Genomic DNA, 21,370 nt, shown 5'->3' with positions numbered 1-21,370 from the left:
CGTTCGCCTTTCATTCCGTGTGTTTTGGCCTGGCTGGGTCCCGCTGGTTCGCTCTCCGTCCTGGATGCTCCACGCCCACCGATCCCGAACGGGATCGATATGGTATCGCATGGGATTTCATGGGCGTCAATGCCTCGACGGCCTTCGCTCATGGGATACTAAAACAGATACAGGGCGCAACAAGATATTGAGAAGGAAAATGAAAGAGACGGCACAAGCCGTTGGTAATAAGATGCGAATCGCAATGCCATCTGGCACTACGCCGAAGATCGTTCTTCTTTTGTTCTAAAGACTCAAAACAGGCCCCGGCATGGGATTTCATGGACGCAGCCACCCGTCCACACGAGCCCAAAAGGGACCCGGCCGGGTCGATTTCGCGGCAGGGCGCCGCCTGTTTTCGTGATTTCGCTGTATTTTCGGACTAACATCGTTTTGCGGGATTGACTGTCTGAAGCGGGGCATCCATGACAAAAATGGTCGCGGTGGCGGGGTACATATGGGGCGAGATGATTAAGAACGCCGGGTCGACGGTGGTGGCCAGCATCTCAACGCTGCTGACCTCCGGTGGTCTGACGTACCCCCTGAATTTCTACGATGCGTGCCAACTCTGGAAGGCCCAGGTTGGCAACCGCAAGCCCTGGGATCACAAGCGCCATATCAAAAGCACATACGGGGACTGGTCCACCGACGCCACGTCGGGAAAGAGTTACGGCTTCGACATTTGGTCCAACGTCCATTACGGCTACGTCGGTCGCGCCGCCGGGTTCTGGACGTACGTCCTCAAAGCCGGGGCCGGGCATGCCCAGCTCCAGGCCGGCACATCGCCGCCGGGGTACTGGTCGCGGCGGTTCAAGCGTATAGGGGATGCCGACTTTCTGGCCGCGTTCGACGACCCAAAGGACCAGGCCGCGATCGAACTGGGGGCCCGGCTGTGGGACACCTACGGCAAAACACTGACGGTTCAGCAGCTCATCGACGCGGTGCGTGCCGATGCGGCCGCGTTGAACACCAAATAGACGGCAGACTCGATCATGCGAACATCGATCCTAGTCCTGGCCGGCATGGGACTCGTGGGGGCGCTGGCCGTGGCCCTGTTTCGCGGCCCGAGCCGGCCCGACGATGCCGCCCTGCTGGCGCACTTGGACCGTCACCGGGCCGCGCTGACCGAGGTTGGCGAGGCTCTGCTCCAGCGCCCGCCCGGAACCACCCTGGACACCGAATCGGCCGACTCGACGGACGACCCGCTGACCCCACGGCTCAGGGCCGCGAACGTAACGCTGGCCGCCCACGACCCCACCCTCGGCGGGGTCGCGTTTCCGGTCTACAGCGCCGGGATCAGCGTCTCGGGCCTGGAGAAGGGCCTGCTGTACCAAGCCCCGGGTGAAGAGCCGGCCGGCGGCACCTGGGTCGCGGATCTGGATGACGCCTTTGCCGCCGCCCGCGCAGCGCAGGCCTCAGACCAGGGACTCGACGCGCTGTTCCTCCGGCGCATCGAGGACCACTGGACGTTGTACTTGCACGCGTTCTGAGGGGCCGGGCCCCGGTGGCAAAGAGCCGGCCTCATCGCCGCCGCGCGCGTCGCACCACACGCGGCAACGGGGTGCGGCGTTACGTCTGGGTGGCCAGCCAGACCAGGGCGTCCTCGAGGGTGGGGGCAATGTGGGTGTCGATCGCGACGTTCACCTGTTCGAAAACGTCCCGGACCAGGGGCATCACCGCCTCCGCGGTTTCCGAGGTCGAAACATAGCTGACGGAGAGGCGCCACACCCGCGCCCGCGTCAGGAGCTCGGCCTGCTGGAACAGGCCGTGCGCATCTGTGCTGCGGATTGCCTCCCGCAGGTCCATGACGACCAGACTGTGCCCCGGCAGCACGATCCGGGGCAGGAAGCGTTCCAGACACACCGCGAAATCGCCCGAGGAAAACTCACCGTGAATGGCGAACGCGAGCGCCGTCCGACCATCGGGCAAGGGATGCTGCCGCACGACGACCGTGCATGCGGCATGGTGTTCGATCAGCGCTTCCGTCACGACGTGCCATCCCTCTCCGACCAAACGCCTGGGCGCCCCTGTCCGGCTCCCCGGTCCAGGCGCCCCCGACGCAGGCGCAATCCGCCCCCCCGCCACCGCTCTGACGGGTTCGGCTCCCATTGCCCCGCGCCGCGGCGTTCAGCCGCCCCCGGAGGGAGTATCACCTGAAGGCCTACTCAAAAACATAGGGATATTCTTGCCATGACACGATCGGAGGACATCGTGACACGGTATAAGTCTGTCACGCCGTTACAACACCCTTATGGGGGCCATTACTTCGGATCGCGCCCCTCGTTTGGCGGCGTCTTGCTAAAGAACAGCGTCACCGTCCCCAGCGTGAAGCCCCATTTCGAGACCGTGGCCCGGTTGATGAGCACTCCGCCGGGCTGGAGCCACATCCAGTCATCGAACCGAACCTTCCAGGGTGTGGAGCCGATCGGCAGCGTCATGGTGTAGGTCCAGTTCAGGGCATTGCCGGCGATCTGGCCGGACGCCACGCCGATGATGTCCTCGGCCCGGCCCTCGTACCGATCCGATCCCGTCCGGGTGATGCGCCAGACCCGGCGGTCCGTCTCGCCGTCCGCATAGTCGAAATGCTCATCGAGGGTCAGCGTCTCGCCGTCCCACGTGCCGTCGATCTCGACCCGCAACTGGCGGCGCAAGGTGCCGAAGCGATCGACGAAAATGCCCCAGGCATAGGTTTTGCCCGGAAAGTACTCTTCCAGGAAGAGCGTGGGCTCGGCGGCGGCAAAGTCTTGCGGTTTCATGTCGTCGCACCCCGTCAGGATTGTGATAACAGACAAAAGGAGACCAGCGGTCAGAAGGGCGCGCAAACGCCCCCATCGGAACGGGCTCAGCCCTCTGGACCAACGCGAACCGGCGCCCGATATGGGCCCCAACGCGGGCCCCAATACGACCTGTGTCTTGAGCATGGAGCGTCCCTCCCGTCTTGGCCGGGCTCCGCGTGTCTCAGACCGGGCGGTCGGCCCGGATCTGCACAACGTCGATACTTCCGAACGCGAAGCCGGCCTTGCAGTAATCCAGGTAGTACAGCCACAGGCGCCGGAAGCGATCGTCGAACCCTGCGCCGGAGGCAAGGATATCCGGCCACGCGGCCTCAAACGCCGCCCGCCACAGGTCGAGCGTGCGGGCATAGTCCAGACCGAACGCGCGTTCGTCCGCCACCGTCAGGCCGGCCTCCGCGAGACCGGCGCGCAGGTGCCCCTTGGTGGGCAGCATGCCGCCCGGAAACACGTGGGTCTGGATGAAGTCCGGCGTGCGCCGGTAGTCCTCGAACCGGGCGTCCTCGATGGTGATGGCTTGCAGCGCGACCCGGCCGCCCGGCTTCAGGCGCGCGGCCAGGGTCCCGAAATACGCCGGCCAATGCGCTTCCCCGACCGCCTCCACCATCTCGATGGAAGCGATCGCGTCATACTGGCCCGTCACGTCGCGGTAGTCACACAGGTCCAGGGTCACCTGATCCGCCAGCCCAGCCCGCGCCATGCGGGCGCGGGCGTAGGCCAACTGTTCGCGGGACAGCGTGATCCCGGTCACCCGCGCGCCGAACTCCCGCGCCGCGATCTCGGCGAAGCCACCCCAGCCGCAGCCGATCTCCAGCACGTGCCGGCCCGGCCGCAGATCCAGGTCGCGACACATCTGGCGGTACTTGTTCGCTTGGGCCTCCTCCAGTGAATCCTCCGGCCGCGCCCACAGCGCCGCCGAGTAGGTCATGCCGGGGTCGAGCCATGCGCCGTAGAACGCATTCCCAAGATCGTAGTGATAGGCGATGTTGCGCCGGCTGCCCGCCCGCGTGTTGGCCCGCCGCCGGTGCCGCAAGAGGTGGCTCAGCCGCCCCAGGGCGGAGCCGAGACCGGCGATGGACACCCGGTCGTCGTTCGCCAAGGCGAGGCTCAGCACGGCGGTCCGGTCCGGCGTGTCCCACAACCCGTCGACGTAGCCGGTGCCGAAACCGACCGCACCGCCCAGCAGCAGGCGCCGCGCGGCGACGGGCGACCGCAGAACAACCTCCGCCTCCGGGCCGGGCTCTGCGCCCACGTACCGACGCGCCCGCCCGTCCGGACCGACCAGGGTCAGCCGGCCCCGCCGCAGTTGGCGGGCCAGACGATCCACAGCCCACAGCCAGAGCGCCCCCTCACCGGGCAGGCCCTGGGTCACCCGGGACACGGACACGGCGGGGGGGGATGGTGCGCCGGGAAACGGCGCGGTCGGATCGGCAACGCGGACAGCGGCGGAGCGGTCGGACATGGCGTCGGGCCTCATGCAGGGATCAGAATGAGTTGAGGGCGGGGCGTCCGGTCAGGAGCCGGCGCAGGACGGCGGGGCCTCTCCGTCGGGCGGGACCACGGTCACCAGACGGGCGGGCGCCGGATCCCGGGGCACCAGCCGCACCCCCTTCAGCCAGAGTCGCAGCGCTTCCCAATGGATGCCGACGATCACCTTCAGGGTCATCAGGGGATGCCGGGCCAGCGCGCCGGCCAGCGTTCGCCCGCTCAAGGGCACGCGGCGGCCGGCGAAGGCGGCGTGCAGCAGCGGCCCCTCGGCGTCGGTCTGCTCGATGGCGACCGCGACCCGGTCATCGGGCGGGCGGATCTTGAAGTGATAGGTCGTCTCCATGGCGATGAAGGGCGACACGAAGAACCGCTTCGCGCAGGTCTGGCGCACCACGACCCCCGCAGCCCCCGGGCGGTTCGCCGGGGGATCGGTGACCGGGATCAGGTAGCAATGCCGCTCCCCCATCGTGTTGTTGACCTCGTGCAACACGGCGCCCAGCCGCCCGTCCGGCCGGTAGCAGAAGAACTCCGTCAGCGGATTGAACGCATAGCCCCAGAGGCGCGGATAGCTCAGCACCCGGATCGGCCCGCCGCCGAGGTCGATACCACCGGCCGCCAGTTCGGCCTCGACCCAGGCGCGCAACGAGCCGCCGTCGCCCGGCCCGTGGTCCCGATCGTGGAAGCTGACCGGAGCGAACCGGTTATGGCCGAAGCCCGGCAGGGTCCGATCCAGGCGCGGCAGTTCGTCCAGGTCCAGCAACAGGGAGAACACGCGGTAGCGCAGGCGGTGGTGCCGCGGTTTCAGCCGGCGGTGGATGACGGTTCCCATGTAGAGGGCGGAGGCGAACGCGGGCTCTGTCATGCGGCGGCCTCGCCGGGTCGCGTTCCCATCGGATCGGCCCCTAGCACATCGCCCACCCGGATGCGGCCATTCGGATTCGGCACCGTCCAGGGCCGGGCGACGCCACCCAGCGCCTCCGCAACGGCGAGACCGGCCTGAAGGCCGTCCTCGTGGAACCCCGCGCCCATATAGGCGCCGCAGAACCACGTCCGCCGATGCCCTTGCAGCCGCCAGACCTGATCCTGCGCGGCCAGCGCGGCATCGTCGAAGACCGGGTGATCGTAGAGAAACCCGCGAATCACGCTGCCGTCCGCCGGCTCGCGCGGCGGGTTGAGCGTGACGAACAGGGGTTTCGGCGACGCGATCCCCTGCAACCGGTTCATCCAATAGGTCACACAGACGCGCGGCGTATCGTCGCTGGCGTCGGTTGTGCCGATCACATTCCAACTCGCCCAGGCCCGGCGTGCGCGCGGCATCAGGCTCGGGTCGCTGTGCAGGATGGCCCGGTTGCGGGTATAGCGGAACCCGGTCAGCACGGTGCGCTCCCGATCGTCGGCGTCGGCCAGCAGCGCCAGCGCCTCGTCGGCATGACAGGCCAGCACGACATCATCGAACATGTGGGTGTCGCCGTGCCGGTCCTCCACCACGACGCCCCCCTGCACCCGGCGGATACGGTTGATCCGCGCGTTCAGGTGGATCCGGTCGGCGAAGGGCGCCGTCAGGCGGTGCACGTACTCCCGGCTTCCCCCGGTCACGGTGCGCCAGATCGGACGGTCCAGCAGTTTCAACAAGCCGTGGTTCTGGAAAAACTGAATAAAGGCGGCCGCCGGATAGGCGCGCATGTCCGCCGTGGGTGTGGACCAGATCGCCGCGCCCATGGGCAAAAGGTGGTCCTCGATGAATGCGTCGCTGTAGCCATGGGTCGTAAGGTATTCCCCCAGCGTAACGTGGCGCGACCATGGGCTCTCCAGGAAGGCCGGCGCCTGGCGGTAGAACCGCACGAGGTCGCGCAGCATGGCCCAGAAGCGGAGGCTGACGGCGTTGCGGGGGCGCGCCAGAAGGCCCCCCAACCCGGTGCCGGCGTACTCCAGCCCGCCATCGCGGAGCGAAGCTGAAAAGCTCATGTCGCTGTCGTGCGTCGGCACACCCAGATGTTGGAACAGCGCGACCAGGTTGGGGTAGGTCTGTTCGTTGTAGACGATGAACCCTGTGTCCACGGGAATCCGGCCGCCGTCCGGCCCCGGTGCGTCGACGGTGTTGGAGTGTCCGCCGATATAATCGCCGCGCTCGAACACGGTGACGTCATGCGCCTGGGACAGCAACCACGCCGCCCCCATGCCGGCAATGCCTGTGCCCACCACGCCGATGCGCCGCCGTGGCCGGTCGGTCCCCGTGGCGCCGTCTTCGGGTCCTCTCGTGGTCGTCGTCATGGCGTGCGGCACCCCTTCCCTATCGTTTAGCGGCATCGTTTAGCGGTCGCGTTGAGCGGCTCGGCGCGTCCGGGGACCGGGGACGATCCCGTCCCCACGCCCACACCCATGGATTACGGAAGGGTTGGCGCACCAGATCACTCTGGGCGGGCTCCCCCGCTCTCAGGAGAAAAGAGTCCGGCCGGAAGGAAGCGGAATGGGTTGCATCGGCCGGGCCTGAGCCCAATCATCTACATCGGACGGAGGGGTCCGAACAGACGGGGAGACCGTCGCGTGTTTTCGTGAACGCGCGGTGATCCAGGGCCCACTCTCACCGTAGGACCTCGTGCATGACGACACGTTCTTATCTCGAGCCCCCGGCGCAGACCGCCTCAGCGCCGTCACGACGTGGGCCGCGTTGCCCAGGGAGGCAGCCATGACGCGCGTTGCCGTCGATGGCGAGGCTCTCGCCGGCATGATCCGATCCGTCGCGACCTCGCACGACCGGAGCGCGTTCGCCGCCCTGTTTGCCCACTTCGGCCCCCGGCTGAAGGGGTTTCTGATGCGACAGGGCGCCACCGACGCCGAGGCCGATGATCTGGCCCAGGACGTCATGCTGACGGTGTGGCGCAAGGCGGACCAGTTCGACGCGGCAAAGGCGGCGGCCAGTACGTGGATTTTCACCATCGCACGCAACCGGCGGATCGACGTCCTGCGCCGGGAGCGCCGACCGGAACCCGATCCGGACGACCCGATGCTGGTGGGCGAGCCGGAACCCTCGGCGGAGGCCCATATGTCCACGGCCCAGGCCCAGGTTCGTATTCGCGACGCCATGGCCACGTTGCCGCCGGAACAGGTCGAGGTGCTGACGCTGTCGTTTTACGAGGACTTGCCCCATTCGGAGATCGCCGAACGCCTGGGGATTCCGTTGGGAACGGTAAAATCGCGGTTGCGTCTGGCCTTTCGCAAGGTCAAGGCGCTCGTGGGAGAAGAGTTGGCATGACCGTCAAGCATCATCCCAGTGAGGCGCTGCTCCTCGCCTATGCCGCCGGGCATGTGGGCGAGGGCGTGTCCCTGCTGGTCGCGACCCATTTAACCTATTGCCCGGCCTGCCGCGCGGCGGTGGCCGAAGCCGAAGCCGTGGGCGGCGCCCTTCTGGAAGAGGCGCTGCCGGTCTCGATGAACGAAGGAGCGCTGGCCGCCGTTCTGGATCGCCTCGAGTCGGGAAACGACGGCATCCTCCCGGCGAGGACAGCGCCCACCGCCCACACGCCCCATGCCCACACGCCCGCCCGGCCAAGCACGCCACCGCGCGGCGGCCACGCCCATCAGGCCACCCTTGACCTGCCGGCCCCCCTGCGCTCCTACGTCGGCGACCTGTCCGGCGTCCGCTGGCAGTGGATGGCGCCCGGCATTCGTCAGGTCGATGTGACCCAACGCCCGCGCGGGCGCGACACCGCCAAGATTCTCCGCATCGCCCCGGGCCGCGTGCTGCCCCGTCACGGTCATATGGGCCTGGAGCTGACGTTGGTCCTCCACGGCTCGTTCACCGATGAACAGGGCCGGTTCACGGCGGGTGATCTGGCGGAACTCGACCAGGACGCCGACCACCAGCCCATCGCCGACTCCGGCGAGGAGTGCATCTGCCTGATCGGCACCGATGCCCCCCTGCGCTTCTCCGGCTTCGTGCCCCGCATGATTGCCCCGATGCTCGGGTTCTAATCCGGGGGGCCGGGACGAACGAGCCGATGCCCGACACGACTCTTGCCCTTGAAGGGCCGGTGCGCGCCGGCGTCTTCCTCGGCCTGTTCGCGGCCATGGCGCTGTGGGAGGCCTGGACCCCCCGGCGCCGCGATACCCTCCGCCGGGGCCGCTGGCCGCACAATATCGCGCTGATCGTCGTGGACTCGGTCGCCCTGCGGCTGGTGCTGCCCCTCCTGGCGGTCGAGGCCGCGCTACGGGCGGAGGCCCACGGATGGGGCCTGCTGAACCTCCTGGACGTGCCGCTGTGGCTGGCCCTGCCCGTCTCCGTGCTGGCGCTCGATCTCGCGATCTACGCCCAGCACGTCGCATTCCACCATGTGCCGGTGTTGTGGCGGCTGCACCGGGTGCACCACACCGACACGGCGGTGGACGTCACCACCGCGCTGCGCTTCCACCCGGTCGAGATCGTGCTGTCGATGGCCATCAAGATGGCGGTGGTCATCGCCCTCGGTGCCCCGGCGGTCGCGGTGCTGGTGTTCGAGGTGCTGCTGAACGGCGCGGCGCTGTTCAACCACGGCAACGTCGCCCTGCCCGCCCGCCTGGACCGCAGCCTGCGCCGGGTCGTGGTGACGCCCGACATGCACCGGGTGCACCACTCCGTTCACCCCCACGAGACGAACAGCAACTACGGCTTTGCCCTGTCCTGGTGGGATCGAATGTTCGGCACCTACACGGCCCAGCCGGCGGACGGCCACACCGCCATGACCCTGGGTCTGGCGGTGTTCCGCGCCCCCGGCGACGGCCGGCTCGACCGCCTTCTGATCCAGCCGCTGCATACCGAAGCACCGGAGCAGACACCTCCGCCGGACTCCGCCTAAACCCGGACGGTGTCTCGCCCACGGGATCCCGTGCGCCCTACTCCGCCGCCTGGGCCGGAGCCGGCGGCTCCCACCGCAGCACAGGGTTGCGCGCCGCCTTGGTCTCGTCCAGACGGCGGCGTGGCGTGTGCCGGGGCGCCCCGGTGAAGAACGCGGCGTCGCCCGCCTTCGCCTTGTCCGCCAGAGCCAGGACCGCGTCACAGAAGGCGTCGACGCTCTCCTTGCTCTCGGTCTCGGTCGGTTCCATCAGCATGGCGCCATGGACGACGAGCGGGAAGTACATGGTCATGGGATGGAAGCCCTCGTCGATCATCGCCTTGGCGAAGTCGAGCGTGGAGACCCCCGTGCCCTTCAGGAACCGGTCGTCGAACAGGGCCTCGTGCATGCACGGCCCCTCGAACGACGGCGTCAGCGTCTCGCGCAGGCGGGCCATCACGTAGTTGGCGTTCAGCACCGCGTCGCCGGAGGCCTGCCGCAGCCCGTCCACGCCCATGCTCATCATGTAGGACAGGGCGCGCACGAACACGCCGAACTGGCCGTGGAAGCCCTTCATGCGGCCGAACGGCTGCATGTCGCCCTCCACATGCTCCACCAGCCGATAGCCGGCGCCGTCCGCGACGATGTGCGGCAGGGGCGCGAACGGCGCCAGCGCGCCGCTCAGCACGGTGGGACCAGCCCCCGGCCCGCCGCCGCCGTGCGGGGTGGAGAACGTCTTGTGCAGGTTGATGTGCATCGCGTCGGCCCCCAGGTCGGCGATGCGCACCCGGCCGACGATGGCGTTGAAGTTCGCCCCATCGAGGTAGAAGTACGCGCCGGCCTCGTGCACCGCCGTCGAAAGCTCCAGGATATCGGACTCGAACAGGCCGCAGGTGTTGGGGTTGGTCAGCATCACCGCCGCCACCCGGTCGTCCAACGCGGCCTTGAACGCGTCGACATCCACGCGCCCCCGGTCGTTGCCCGGAATGCCGCGCACCTGGAAGCCGCACAGCGCGGCCGTCGCCGGGTTGGTGCCGTGCGCCGAGTCCGGCACCAGCACGACCCGCCGCTCGTCGGCGCCGCGCGCGTCCAGCGCGGCGCGGATCGCCTGCATGCCGCACAGTTCGCCGTGAGCCCCGGCGCCGGGGGACAACGCGACCGCTTCCATGCCGGTCAGGCCGAGCAGCCAGTCGCTCAGGTGCCCCATGGCGGCCAGGGCACCCTGCACCGTGGATTCCGGCTGGAACGGGTGCAGATCGGCGAAGCCGGGCAGCCGGGCCATGCGCTCGTTCAGGCGCGGGTTGTGCTTCATGGTGCAGGAGCCGAGCGGATAGAACCCGGCGTCGATGGCGTAGTTCTTCTGCGACAGGCGCGTGTAATGGCGCACCACCTCGGGTTCGCTCAGGCCGGGCAGGCCAATGGGACCGGACCGCGCCACCCCGCCCAGGCGGTCGGGGCGGTCGTCGGGCTCCGGCAGATCCACGCCGCACTTGTCGGGGCTGCCCTGTTCGAAAATCAACGGTTCCTCGATGACGAGGCCCCGGTTGCCGGTGACGGTGGGGGAATCCAGGGTCATCGCAGCACCTCCGTCAGGGCGGACACCAGCGCCTCGATATCGGCGGTGTCGGTGGTCTCGGTCGCACAGAGCAGCAGGCCGTCCGCCAGCTCCGGATAGGTCGGGTAGAAGCGCGACAGCGGCACACCGGCCAGCACGCCGCGCTCGGCCAGCGCATCGACCACGCCGGCGGCGTTCTGTCCGGGCAGGCGCACCATGACCTCGTTGAAGAAGTGGCGCGGCACGACCTTAAGGCCCGGCACCCGCTCCAGGGCCTCGACCATCTCCACCGCCTTCATGTGGTTCAGGCGCGCCAGGCGCGTGAACCCGGCCTCGCCCAGCAAGGTCATGTGGATGGTCCAGGCCAGCGCGATCAGGCCGCTGTTGGTGCAGATGTTGGACGTCGCCTTTTCGCGGCGGATATGCTGCTCGCGCGTGGACAGGGTCAGCACCCAACCCCGGCGGCCCTCCTCGTCCACCGTCTCGCCGGCCAGGCGGCCCGGCATGTGGCGGACGTACTTCTTCCGGGTTGCGAACAGACCGACGCCCGGGCCGCCGAAGTTCAGCGGACTGCCGATGGCGTGGCCTTCGCCCACCACGATGTCCGCACCCATGGCCCCCGGCGGGGTCACGAGCCCCAGTGACACCGGTTCCGCCACCGCCACGACCAGCAGCGCGCCCTCGGCGTGGCATTCCGCCGCCAGGGCCGACAGATCGGCGAGATTGCCGTAGAAATCCGGGTTCTGCACCACGACACAGGCCGTCTGCGCCGTCACCCGGCCCATCAGATCCTCGACGCCCAGCGGATCGGGGGCGAGGCACTCGGTCTCGATGTCGGTGTAGCGCAGGAAGGACTCGGTCACGGCCCGGTAGTGCGGATGCACCCCGCCGGACAGCAGGACATGCTTGCGCCGGGTGATGCGGCAAGCCATGGCCGCCGCTTCCGCGACACCGGTCGCGGCGTCGTACATGGAGGCGTTGGCCACCTCCATCCCCGTGATGAGCGCCACCTGTGTCTGGAACTCGAACAGGTATTGCAGCGTGCCCTGGCTGACCTCGGGCTGATACGGCGTGTAGGCGGTCAGGAACTCGCCACGCTGGATCAGGTGATCGACCGCCGCCGGGATATGGTGGCGGTAGGCGCCCGCGCCCAGGAAGGACGGCACCGATCCCGCCGCCACGTTGCGCGCGGCCAGTGCGGACAGTTGCCGCTCCACGGCCATTTCGGTGGCGTGCGGCGGCAGGCCGTCGAACCCATCGGGGCCGGTCCACGCGGCCGGCGGCACATCGCGGAACAGATCATCCACCGAAGCGGCGCCGATGCGCGCCAGCATGGCGCGCCGGTCGTCATCGGTCAGGGGCAGATAACGCATGAAGCGGGGTCCTCGGATCGGGAAAGGTCGCGGGCGGACCGCCCGGATCGGTGCGGCTTAGGCCGGGTGGGCTGCTCCCCGGACCGGGAACAGCCCGCGCGCGGGTTCAGTCCAGGCCGGCGACGAAGGAGTCGTAAGCCTCCTGGTCCATCAGGTCGTCGAGTTCGCTGGTGTCGGACAGCGTCATCTTGAAGAACCAGCCATCGTCCATCGGGGACTCGTTGACCGTCGCCGGTGCGTCGGCGAGATCGGCGTTGCCCTCGATGACGGCGCCGGACACGGGCGCATAGACCTCGCTGGCGGCCTTGACCGATTCGATCACGGCGGCCTCGTCGCCCTTGGCGAGCGTCTTGCCGGCCTCCGGCACCTCGACGAACACCACGTCGCCGAGCTGTTTCTGCGCGTAATCGGTAATCCCCACGGTGGCGGTGTCGCCGTCCACGGCGATCCACTCATGATCCTCGGTGAAGTAAAGCGTGCTCATGGCAGCCAGAACCCCCTGTTGACGAACGATAGTATAGTCTGCGGGAAGCCCGCCGCGGGCTCCGGCTCAGCCCCGGTGCTGGCGCGGCGGCGTGAAGGGCAGCGAGACGACGCGGGCCGGCAGGGCACGCCCGCGCACCATCAGATCAAGCTCGGTGCCCGGCGCGGCAAGCGGGGCGGGCACATAGCCCATGGCCACCGGCCCCTCGACGGTCGGGCCGAAGCCGCCGCTGGTGACGACGCCGATGGCCTCGCCACCCGGGGCGTGGATCGGCGTTCCGGCCCGCGCGGGCGCCCGGCCCTCGGGCCGGATGCCCACCCGCTTGCGGCCGGGGCCATCGCGCAGCTGTTCCAGAATGATCTCGGCGCCCGGGAAGTCCCCCGCCTCCCGGCGGGCCTTGCCGAGGGTCCAGGCCAGATCGGCCTCGATCGGCGTGGTGGTGGTGTCGATGTCGGAGCCATAGAGGCACAGACCGGCCTCCAACCGCAGCGAATCGCGAGCACCCAGGCCGATCGGCGCCACGTCCTCGTGCGCCAGCAGGGTGCGGGCCAGATCCTCGGCCGCATCGGCGGGCACGCTGATCTCGAACCCGTCCTCCCCGGTGTAGCCGGAGCGGGTGACGAAGCACGGCACGCCCCGGATCTCCAGCGCGCAGGCGTCCATGAAGCGCATGGTCGCGACCTCCGGCGCCAGAGTCTCCAGCACGGCGGCCGCCGCCGGCCCCTGAAGCGCCAGCAGCGCATGCTCGGTCAACTCGACGAGATCGACGTCCGTCAGATGGGCGCGCAGGTGGGCGATATCCTCGGCCTTGCACGCGGCGTTCAGCACCGCGAACAGGTGGTCGCCCGCGTTGGCGACCATCAGGTCGTCGAGGATGCCGCCGGTCTCGTTCAGCAGCAGGGTGTAACGCTGGCGGCCGGGCTTCACCGCGCGGATGGCGCCCGGCACGATGCGTTCCAGCGCACCGGCCGGATCGTCCCCGGTCAGGCGAACCTGCCCCATGTGGGAAACGTCGAACAACCCAGCCTTGGCGCGGGTGTGCAGGTGCTCCTTCAGCACCCCGGCCGGGTACTGCACCGGCATGGCGTAGCCGGCGAACGGCACCATCTTGCCGCCCAACTCCCGATGCAGGGCGTCGAGGGGGGTGGTGCGAAGCGGAGGCTCGGACGGAGAGGCGGCGGACTCGGACACGATGGCGGTTCCCTTGTCACAGCGGGCGATGGACGCCCTGGGAGAGCAACAAAGACCGGCGGTTCCGGACCGACGATCCCTTGCCCCCCTCTGTCATGGAACCTGAAAGATTGACCGGACCGGTGGAGCGGTGAACGCCCGCGCGGCGGCTTACATCTTCGGTGAGGCACGCACCAACCAAGGCTGGCACGCACCCGCTTTCCAGAGTCCCGCGTCCGCGCGGTCCTTTTGCCTGAGAGTTTCCGGGGGCGGTTGCTCCTTCGGCGCCGATCGCCCTCGCCCTCTTCAGGGCGGATGACGGCCGGTCTCTCCCACGCGGACGGTCCGGGTATCTGGGTCAGAGAATAGGGATGTCCGGGCCAAGGTCAACCGCTCACGGTGTGGGCGCGTTCCCGCCCGCCCGGTCCAGGTCCAGAGTCACCACCAACGGGGCGTGGTCGGAGGGCGGGATCCAGTCGCGCGCCTCGTGCAGCACCTCCCACCCGGTCAGCGCCGGCGCGAGCGGTGGCGTGACCCAAACGTGATCCAGCCGCCGCCCCTTGTTGGCCGCGCGCCAGTCCCCGGCGCGGTAGCTCCACCAGGTGAACACCGGCTGGTCGGGCGGCGCCAGGGCGCGCACCGCGTCCACCCACAGCAGGCTGGAGCGCAGGCGACCCAGCCGCTCGATCTCGACCGGGGTGTGGGTGACGACGCGCGACAGGCGCTTGTGGTTCCACACGTCGCGCTCCAGCGGCGCCACGTTCAGGTCACCGCACAGCACGATGCGATCAAGCCGGCCGAAATAGGCCGCGTACCACTCCGCCACGGCATCCAGAAACGCCAACTTGTCGGCGAACTTCGGGTTCGTCTCCGGGTCCGGCACATCCCCGCCCGCCGGCACGTACAGGCAATGAATGTCGAGGTCCAGAGCGGGCACCTGCGCCAGGATCAGCCGCGCGTCGGGGCGCCCCAGCCCGTCCTGGCGGCGAATCCCGTCCAGGGGATAGCGCGACAGGATCGCCACGCCGTTGTAGCCCGGCATGCCGTAGATGGCTTGATGCGGATAGCCCAGCTCCGCGAAGGCCTCGGCCGGGAACAGGTCGTCGCGGACCTTGGTTTCCTGAAGGCACAGGACGTCCGGCGCCGTCTCTTCCAGCAGGCGGAGCACCTGCGGCAACCGACGGCGGACCGAATTGACGTTCCAGGTGACGACGCGCACGCGGGACGATGGGGCCTGGGCCGGGGGCGGCTCATCCGGAGTCACGGCGGGACGGGGCCCCCTCAGTCGCCGAAGATCATGTCGAAGGGCACGGCGTAGTTGACCGACAGGTTCTCGATGCCCGGGTTCCGGTCGCCGAGTTCGGCGTTGGAGATGTGGTGATAGACCACGCCCAGCCGGCTGCCGTTGTCGAACTGCCACGCGGCCTCGATGCCGGTGCGGAACTCCAGCGGATAGCCCAGGTCTCGGCCGTTGCCCTCGTTGTAGTAGCCCAGGGCGGTGTTGGGCGTGACGACGAAATGATCGCCGAAGAACACGTCGAGGGCGACCCCACCGTAGCCGTAGAACGCGCCCCGGTCGGACACCTCGATGCCGGTGATCGGCGTGAACCGCCACAGCTTGTAGGGCAGGCGCGCCTCCACCCGAAACATGGAGACGGTGGAGTTGCCGTGGTCGTTCTCGTTGTCGAGATTGACGTTGTAGGCGCCGGCACCAAAGGCGATGCGCGCCGGCTCCGGCGGCCCTTCCGCCCACAGGTCGTTGCCCCGGATGGCGTCGCCCACCAGCCCGGCGCCGATCACGCCCAGCGCGCCGATGGCGATCATGTTGAAATCGGAATCGGCCCGCGCGGGCGTCGTCGGGAGCGTGGTGACGCTCACGGCGGCGATCGTCCCGATGGCCAGTGCCGCCGTCCGAAGGGGTGTGATTCTCACAATTGGTCTCCCGCCCTGCCCTTTTCTCGTCCGTCCCGGGCACCATATCCGCTCCGCGCGCGCAGGCCAACGGGGTCGCGCGCCCGATACCCTACGCGCCGATCAGGTGATGACGGTCGGGCTGTCGCGGCCGGTGCGGGCCTGGATCCCGGCCAGGGCGTCGGCGGTGGCGATCAGGTCGGCCAGCGCGGCCTGCGTCTCCAGGTCCTGGCGGGCGGGATCGTCCTCGGGCCGTTCGATGTAGACGCGCAAGGTGGCCCCGGCCGTCCCCGTGCCCGACAGGCGGTAGACAATGCGGGCGCCGTCCTCGAACAGCACGCGCACGCCCTGCTTGGCGGCGGTGGAACCGTCCACCGGATCGGTGTAGGCGAAATCGTCGGCCAGCATGACCATGCGGCCGCCCTGCACCGTGCCGAACAGGCCGCTCAGGCTGGCGCGCAGATCGGCCATCAAAGTATCGGCCTGGCCGCTCGGCAGATCCTCGTAGTCGTGGCGGGTGTAGTAGATGCGGCCGCACTGGCGCCACAGGTCGCGCACCAACTCTTCCACCGTCTTGCCGGTCGCCGCCACCAGATTGAGCCAGAACAGCACGGCCCACAGACCGTCCTTTTCCCGCACATGGTCGGAGCCGGTGCCGAAGCTTTCCTCGCCGCACAGGGTCGCCTTGCCGGCGTCCAGCAGGGTCCCGAAGAACTTCCAGCCGGTCGGCGTCTCGAAGCAGGGAATGCCGAGCGTCTCCGCCGCGCGGTCGGCGGCGCGGCTGGTCGGCATGGAGCGGGCCACCCCCGCGATCCCGCGCGCGTATCCGGGCGCATGCGTCGCGTTCAGGGTCAGCACGGCCAAGCTGTCGCTGGGCGTCACATAGAACCGCCGGCCCAGGATCATGTTGCGGTCGCCGTCGCCGTCGCTGGCGGCGCCCATGTCGGGGGCGTCGTCGCCGAACAGCGCCGCGACCAGATCATGGGCGTGGACCAGATTGGGGTCCGGATGGCCCTCGCCGAAGTCGTCCAGTGGCACGCCGTTGATGACGCTGCCCTTGGCCGCGCCCAGGCGGTTCTCCAGAATTTCCGTCGCATAGGGACCGGTCACGGCGTGCATGGCGTCGAAGCACATGCGGAAGCCGCCCTGGAACAGCGCGCGGATGGCGTCGAAGTCGAACAGCGTTTCCATCAACGCGGCGTAGTCCGCCACCAGATCGATCACCTCGACCACCATGCCATCGACGTCGGTCTCGCCCAGCACGGACAGATCGACCTCGGGCGTGTCGAGGATACAGTATTCGCCGATCGTCTGGGTGCGCTCGTAGATGGCATCGGTAATCCGCTCCGGCGCCGGCCCGCCGTTCGACGGGTTGAACTTGATGCCGAAATCACCGTCCGGCCCGCCCGGATTGTGACTCGCGGACAAGATGATGCCGCCCCAGGCTTGCCGGGCACGGATCACGCAGGAGGCGCCCGGCGTGGACAGCAGCCCATTCTGGCCGACCAGCACGCGGGCGATGCCGTTGGCAGCGGCCATGCGCAGAATGGTCTGGATCGCGGCCGTGTTGTGGAACCGGCCATCCCCGCCCAAGACCATCGTGGCCCCCTGGCGGCCGGGCACGGAATCGAAAATGGCCTGAACGAAGTTTTCCAGGTACCGGGGCGTGCGGAACACCGTCACCTTCTTCCGCAAGCCGGACGTGCCGGGTTTCTGGCCTTCGAAGGGCGTGGTGGGGACAACGCGGATCGCGCTCATGGATGGGTCTCCAGCGGCCGGGGATGGCGGACGGTCAGGCCGGCGCCGACGAGGGGGTGGCGGCAGCCTCGGCCGTGTCCCCCTGCGGGGGCGCCTCCGGCGCCGGGCGCCCGATGCTGCTGTAGGTGAAGCCCGCCGCGACCATGTCGGCCGGCGTGTAGACGTTGCGCAGGTCGACCATCACCGGCGCTTTGAGCAGCGCCTTGGCCCGGTCGAGGTCCAGGGCGCGAAACTCGTTCCACTCGGTCAGCAGCACGACGACGTCGGCCCCGGTCATGGCGCCGTAGGCGTCCTCGCAATACGTGATCTCGGGCAGCAGCGGTTTGGCCTCCGCCATGCCCTCGGGATCGAAGGCCTGCACGGTGGCCCCCGCCGTCACCAGCGCCGGCACGATATCCAGGCTGGGCGCGTCGCGCATGTCGTCGGTGTTGGGCTTGAAGGTCAGGCCAAGCACGGCCACCGTCTTGCCCTCCAGGCTGCCCCCGCAGGCGGCCAGGACGCGCCCGGCCATCGCCTTCTTGCGGGTGCTGTTGATGTCCACCACGGTCTCGACGATGCGCAGGGGGGCGCCGCACTCCTGCGCGGTACGGACCAGCGCCAGCGTGTCCTTGGGGAAGCACGAGCCGCCGTAGCCCGGCCCGGCGTGCAGGAACTTCCGCCCGATGCGGTTGTCCAGGCCGATGCCGCGCGCGACGTCGTGCACGTTGGCGCCGACCTTCTCGCACAGATCCGCGACCTCGTTGATGAAGGTGATCTTGGTCGCCAGGAACGTGTTGGCGGCGTACTTGATCAACTCCGACGTCTCCAGTTCCGTGAACAGGATCGGAGTCTCGATCAGGTACAGCACGCGATAGAGCTGGCGCATCACCTGCTGCGCGCGCGGGCTGCTGGTGCCGATCACCACGCGGTCGGGACGCATGAAGTCCTGGATGGCCGAGCCCTCGCGCAAAAATTCGGGGTTCGACACCACGTCGAAATCGGCGTCCGGCCGCTCCTCGCGGATGATGCGGGCCACCTCGCGCCCGGTGCCCACGGGCACGGTCGACTTGGTCACAACGACCGTATAGCCGGTCATGGCCCGGGCGATCTCACGCGCGGCGGCGTAGACGTAGCTCAGATCGGCATGACCGTCGCCGCGCCGACTGGGGGTGCCGACGGCGATGAACACGGCGTCCGATGCGGCCACCGACGCCGCCAGGTCGGTCGTGAACGACAGCCGACCGCCCGCGACGTTGCTGGCCACCATGGCGTCCAGGCCGGGCTCGAAGATAGGGATCTCGCCCCCATTCAGGCGCTCGATCTTGCCCGCGTCCTTGTCGACACAGACGACGTCGACACCGAACTCCGAGAAGCACGTACCCGACACGAGCCCCACGTAGCCGGTGCCGATCATGGAAATGCGCATGACGTCAGGATTCCCTTGGCAACGAACGGGACCGCCCAGCGGCGCGCCCCTTGACCGGGCTGGCTCTACCGCGAAGCGGGGGCGGCGGCCAACCGGAATCCACCGGGGCCGCCGTACGGTTTCATGGAACGGTCACGGCCCCGAGCGGATCCCGGCCGCCTTTCCATGCAGGAGACGGCCGGGATCCGGGACCGTGATCCGCCCTTAGATGGCGGTGGACCAGGGCGCGTTGGTCCAGGGCTTGTCCTTGTGCAGCACACGCTCCACGAAGTTGCTGGAGCGCAACCGGTACGCATCCGGCATCCCCCGACCCAGCAGCGGCCGCAGGTACAGCCGGAAGGCGTCGGTGATGTCGTTGTTGGTGTCGGCGATGTACTCGTCCGGCATGGTGCGAGTCTTGCCGGCCACGGCCGTCAGATCGGAGAGCTGGTAGTCCACCGAATAGAACCCGGTACGGTGAATGGTCACCGAACCGGTCTTGGCGCCCCACATTCCGTACTGCACGGCCTTTTCGCCGACCTCGCGGGCCTCGCGCTGGTCCACGTCCGAGACGCAGCCGACGAACGAGCGCTGCAGGTAGCCCAGGGTGTCACCGCGCACGCGCTTGATGCCGCCCTTCTCCTTGATGGTCTGGACCAACAGATCCGCCAGCGCGCCAGTGCCGGAGAGCTGTACGTTGCCGTGCGCGTCGCGCTCGACCTGCTTGGCGAGCTGGGCAATGATCGGGTTGCCGGACTTGTCGTGGATGCCCTCGCTGACGGCGACCACGCAGCGGCCCAGGCGGTCGTGCACCTCCTTCACGTCGGACACGAAGCGGTCGACGTCGAAGTCACGCTCCGGCAGGTAAATCAGGTGCGGCCCGTCTTCGTGGAACTTCTTGCCGAGCGCGGAGGCGGCGGTCAGGAAGCCGGCATGGCGGCCCATCACGACACCGATGTAGACGCCGGGCAGCGCCCAGTTATCCAGGTTGATGCCCATGAACGCCTGCGCGACGTAGCGCGCGGCGGATGGGAAGCCCGGGGTGTGATCGTTGATGACCAGATCGTTGTCGATCGTCTTCGGGATGTGGATACAGGACAGTTCGTAATTGGCCCGCTCGGCCTGCTCCGCCACGATGCGAACCGTGTCCGAAGAATCGTTGCCGCCCACATAGAAGAAATAGCCGATCTCGTGCGCCTGAAGGACACGGAAGATCTCCTGGCAGTATTCCAGGTCCGGCTTGTCGCGGGTCGAGCCCAGAGCCGAGGACGGGGTCTCAGCGACCATCTCCAGGTTGTGCGTCGTCTCCTGCGTCAGATCGAGGAAGTCTTCGTTGACGATGCCGCGCACCCCGTGAAACGCGCCGTACACCCGGTCCACGTTACGAAACTTACGCGATTCCAGAACGGCCCCGACCAGTGACTGGTTGATGACGGCGGTGGGACCGCCCCCCTGGGCCACCAGCACCTTGGTGTTGGTCATGGCCGTACCCTCCTTCGTTTTGTGTGTATCCCCGCGCGGCACGAAGCGCCGGCACCCGGTTCCCGCCGGGCATCCGGCGTCATCCTGCCCCCGACCGACGCGCGGCGCAACAGCGCGACCGGTGTCAGGGCTTTACCACCATCAGATACAAATTCACCATTGGAAGGAGGACGGCCACGATCCCCACCCACAACCAGATGCGCGCCAGGGTCCAATACCGATGCGGGATCGGGCCCCCGTCGCAGAAGTCCCGCGCCATGCGGGCCTGCACGATCTGGATGGGGATCAGAATGGCGCCCCACAGAACGCCCGAGGCCACGAAGAGGCCGAGCCCCCAGCGCAGCCATGCCGGCTCGAACCCGCCCCACCCCATCAGGTGGGCCATGGCGAAGCCGCTCGACAGGATCAGCGCGACCCCGCCGACGGTGAACACCCAGTCGGTCAGGGTCACGAGCCGCTGGGCGAACGCCACGGTCCGGGGGTCGCGGGTGCGGTCGGCCAAGGCCTTCCACACCGCCGTGACGATCACGTTGCCCAGAAAGATGGCAAGGCCGGCAAAATGGAGGATGCGCCACTCCGCCCGGTCGAGGAAAAGCACGGAATCCATACGGTCACCCCTCCCCTCCACGCCAGCGGACGGATGGACGCGGACCGCCTACCAGGTTCCGGTGTTCTCCATCGACGCCCAGGGCTCGGCCTTGGGCAGGGCATCGCCGGCCTGAAGCAACTCCACCGAAATCCCGTCCGGGGAGCGCACGAAGGCCATGCGGCCGTCGCGGGGCGGACGGTTGATGGTGACACCGGCATCCATCAGACGCTGGCACGCGGCATAGATGTCGTCCACGGCAAACGCGATATGGCCGAAGTTGCGCCCGCCGGTCAGTTCCTCCGGATCCCAGTTGTGGGTCAGTTCGATCTCGGCCTCCGGGTTTTCGTCGGCGGCGAGATAAATCAGGGTGAACCGACCTTTCTCACTCTCGGTGCGCCGGGTTTCGCGCAGCCCCAGCTTGTCGCGCCAGAACGCCATCGACGCATCCAGGTCGGTCACGCGCACCATCGTGTGCAAATACTTCATCGTACTCGAAACTCCTGTAAAGACATGGGCGGGCAAACGGCCCTACCCCCC

At 68.4% G+C, this 21,370-nt stretch carries 21 protein-coding genes and 2 riboswitches; of the genes, 5 read left to right on the top strand and 16 right to left on the bottom strand.

From position 1 onward, the window contains the following. Positions 1–464: 464 nt before the first annotated feature. Positions 465–1,016 carry a polymorphic toxin type 44 domain-containing protein gene (locus tag GGD82_RS15855; RefSeq protein WP_150063303.1) on the top strand — a complete coding sequence of 184 codons (552 nt, stop codon included), beginning with the start codon at positions 465–467 and terminating at the stop codon, positions 1,014–1,016. A gap of 15 nt (positions 1,017–1,031) precedes the next feature. Then, on the top strand, positions 1,032–1,529 hold the full coding sequence (locus tag GGD82_RS15850; RefSeq protein WP_150063302.1) for a hypothetical protein: 498 nt from the start codon (positions 1,032–1,034) through the stop codon (positions 1,527–1,529). Between the two features lie 79 nt (positions 1,530–1,608). Here GGD82_RS15850 and GGD82_RS15845 read toward each other — a convergent pair whose 3' ends face one another. From GGD82_RS15845 to GGD82_RS15825, 5 genes are all read right to left on the bottom strand, one after another. Next, positions 1,609–2,028: a hypothetical protein gene (locus tag GGD82_RS15845; protein WP_150063301.1), complete on the bottom strand. Its 420-nt coding sequence runs from the start codon at positions 2,026–2,028 to the stop codon at positions 1,609–1,611. A 272-nt stretch (positions 2,029–2,300) separates the two neighbouring features. Then, entirely contained in the window at positions 2,301–2,831 is a 531-nt protein-coding gene (locus GGD82_RS15840) for a DUF3833 domain-containing protein (RefSeq protein WP_311731970.1), read from the bottom strand. A gap of 166 nt (positions 2,832–2,997) precedes the next feature. Beyond that, positions 2,998–4,293 carry an SAM-dependent methyltransferase gene (locus GGD82_RS15835; RefSeq protein ID WP_246163965.1) on the bottom strand — a complete coding sequence of 432 codons (1,296 nt, stop codon included), beginning with the start codon at positions 4,291–4,293 and terminating at the stop codon, positions 2,998–3,000. A gap of 51 nt (positions 4,294–4,344) precedes the next feature. Next, complete coding sequence (locus GGD82_RS15830) at positions 4,345–5,181, bottom strand: DUF1365 domain-containing protein (protein ID WP_150063298.1); 837 nt, start codon at positions 5,179–5,181, stop codon at positions 4,345–4,347. Next, positions 5,178–6,590 carry an NAD(P)/FAD-dependent oxidoreductase gene (locus tag GGD82_RS15825; RefSeq protein ID WP_150063297.1) on the bottom strand — a complete coding sequence of 471 codons (1,413 nt, stop codon included), beginning with the start codon at positions 6,588–6,590 and terminating at the stop codon, positions 5,178–5,180. Before GGD82_RS15825 ends, GGD82_RS15830 begins: the two co-directional genes overlap by 4 nt. Positions 6,591–7,005: 415 nt before the next feature. Between GGD82_RS15825 and GGD82_RS15820 the strand changes: the two genes are divergently transcribed. The 3 genes from GGD82_RS15820 to GGD82_RS15810 are packed head-to-tail and all read left to right on the top strand — an operon-like array spanning position 7,006 to position 9,151. Continuing rightward, positions 7,006–7,572, top strand: a complete 567-nt coding sequence (locus GGD82_RS15820) for a sigma-70 family RNA polymerase sigma factor (RefSeq protein ID WP_150063296.1) — start codon at positions 7,006–7,008, stop codon at positions 7,570–7,572. Continuing rightward, a complete protein-coding gene (locus GGD82_RS15815) occupies positions 7,569–8,291 on the top strand; it encodes a ChrR family anti-sigma-E factor (protein WP_150063295.1) in 723 nt (240 codons plus the stop codon). The genes GGD82_RS15820 and GGD82_RS15815 overlap by 4 nt, the downstream gene beginning before the upstream one ends. Positions 8,292–8,317: 26 nt before the next feature. Beyond that, positions 8,318–9,151 (top strand): sterol desaturase family protein, encoded by an 834-nt coding sequence (locus tag GGD82_RS15810; protein ID WP_150063294.1) that lies wholly within the window; start codon positions 8,318–8,320, stop codon positions 9,149–9,151. A gap of 37 nt (positions 9,152–9,188) precedes the next feature. Here the strand turns inward: GGD82_RS15810 and gcvPB are convergent, their stop codons facing one another. From gcvPB to GGD82_RS15755, 11 genes are all read right to left on the bottom strand, one after another. Further along, positions 9,189–10,703, bottom strand: coding sequence for an aminomethyl-transferring glycine dehydrogenase subunit GcvPB (gene gcvPB / locus GGD82_RS15805; protein WP_150063293.1), 1,515 nt, complete (start codon positions 10,701–10,703; stop codon positions 9,189–9,191). Continuing rightward, positions 10,700–12,055, bottom strand: a complete 1,356-nt coding sequence (gene gcvPA, locus GGD82_RS15800; RefSeq protein ID WP_150063292.1) for an aminomethyl-transferring glycine dehydrogenase subunit GcvPA — start codon at positions 12,053–12,055, stop codon at positions 10,700–10,702. The genes gcvPB and gcvPA overlap by 4 nt, the downstream gene beginning before the upstream one ends. 106 nt (positions 12,056–12,161) lie before the next feature. Next, positions 12,162–12,539 (bottom strand): glycine cleavage system protein GcvH, encoded by a 378-nt coding sequence (gene gcvH, locus GGD82_RS15795; protein WP_150063291.1) that lies wholly within the window; start codon positions 12,537–12,539, stop codon positions 12,162–12,164. Between the two features lie 66 nt (positions 12,540–12,605). Beyond that, positions 12,606–13,730 (bottom strand): glycine cleavage system aminomethyltransferase GcvT, encoded by a 1,125-nt coding sequence (gcvT, locus tag GGD82_RS15790; RefSeq protein WP_150063290.1) that lies wholly within the window; start codon positions 13,728–13,730, stop codon positions 12,606–12,608. Positions 13,731–13,818: 88 nt separating this feature from the next. Next, positions 13,819–13,937, bottom strand: a riboswitch (glycine riboswitch). 3 nt (positions 13,938–13,940) lie between these two features. Next, a riboswitch (glycine riboswitch) is annotated at positions 13,941–14,054 on the bottom strand. Positions 14,055–14,103: 49 nt separating this feature from the next. Further along, positions 14,104–14,973 (bottom strand): exodeoxyribonuclease III, encoded by an 870-nt coding sequence (locus GGD82_RS15785; RefSeq protein ID WP_246163964.1) that lies wholly within the window; start codon positions 14,971–14,973, stop codon positions 14,104–14,106. A 17-nt stretch (positions 14,974–14,990) separates the two neighbouring features. Beyond that, entirely contained in the window at positions 14,991–15,641 is a 651-nt protein-coding gene (locus GGD82_RS21470; RefSeq protein ID WP_150063289.1) for an acyloxyacyl hydrolase, read from the bottom strand. Positions 15,642–15,743: 102 nt separating this feature from the next. Next, on the bottom strand, positions 15,744–17,378 hold the full coding sequence (locus GGD82_RS15775; RefSeq protein WP_150063288.1) for an alpha-D-glucose phosphate-specific phosphoglucomutase: 1,635 nt from the start codon (positions 17,376–17,378) through the stop codon (positions 15,744–15,746). 34 nt (positions 17,379–17,412) lie between these two features. Continuing rightward, positions 17,413–18,783, bottom strand: a complete 1,371-nt coding sequence (locus tag GGD82_RS15770) for a UDP-glucose dehydrogenase family protein (protein ID WP_150063287.1) — start codon at positions 18,781–18,783, stop codon at positions 17,413–17,415. 204 nt (positions 18,784–18,987) lie between these two features. Continuing rightward, positions 18,988–20,244, bottom strand: coding sequence for a 6-phosphofructokinase (locus tag GGD82_RS15765; RefSeq protein WP_150063286.1), 1,257 nt, complete (start codon positions 20,242–20,244; stop codon positions 18,988–18,990). A gap of 124 nt (positions 20,245–20,368) precedes the next feature. Then, entirely contained in the window at positions 20,369–20,851 is a 483-nt protein-coding gene (locus GGD82_RS15760; protein ID WP_150063285.1) for a DUF2269 family protein, read from the bottom strand. A 48-nt stretch (positions 20,852–20,899) separates the two neighbouring features. Beyond that, the gene (locus GGD82_RS15755) at positions 20,900–21,319 is read right to left on the bottom strand and encodes a VOC family protein (protein ID WP_150063284.1); all 420 of its coding nucleotides are present in this window, start codon (positions 21,317–21,319) and stop codon (positions 20,900–20,902) included. Positions 21,320–21,370 lie beyond the last annotated feature (51 nt).

Source organism: Roseospira marina (assembly GCF_014197855.1).
Lineage (GTDB): Bacteria > Pseudomonadota > Alphaproteobacteria > Rhodospirillales > Rhodospirillaceae > Rhodospira > Rhodospira marina.
This window is presented reverse-complemented; position numbering and strand designations above follow the sequence as displayed.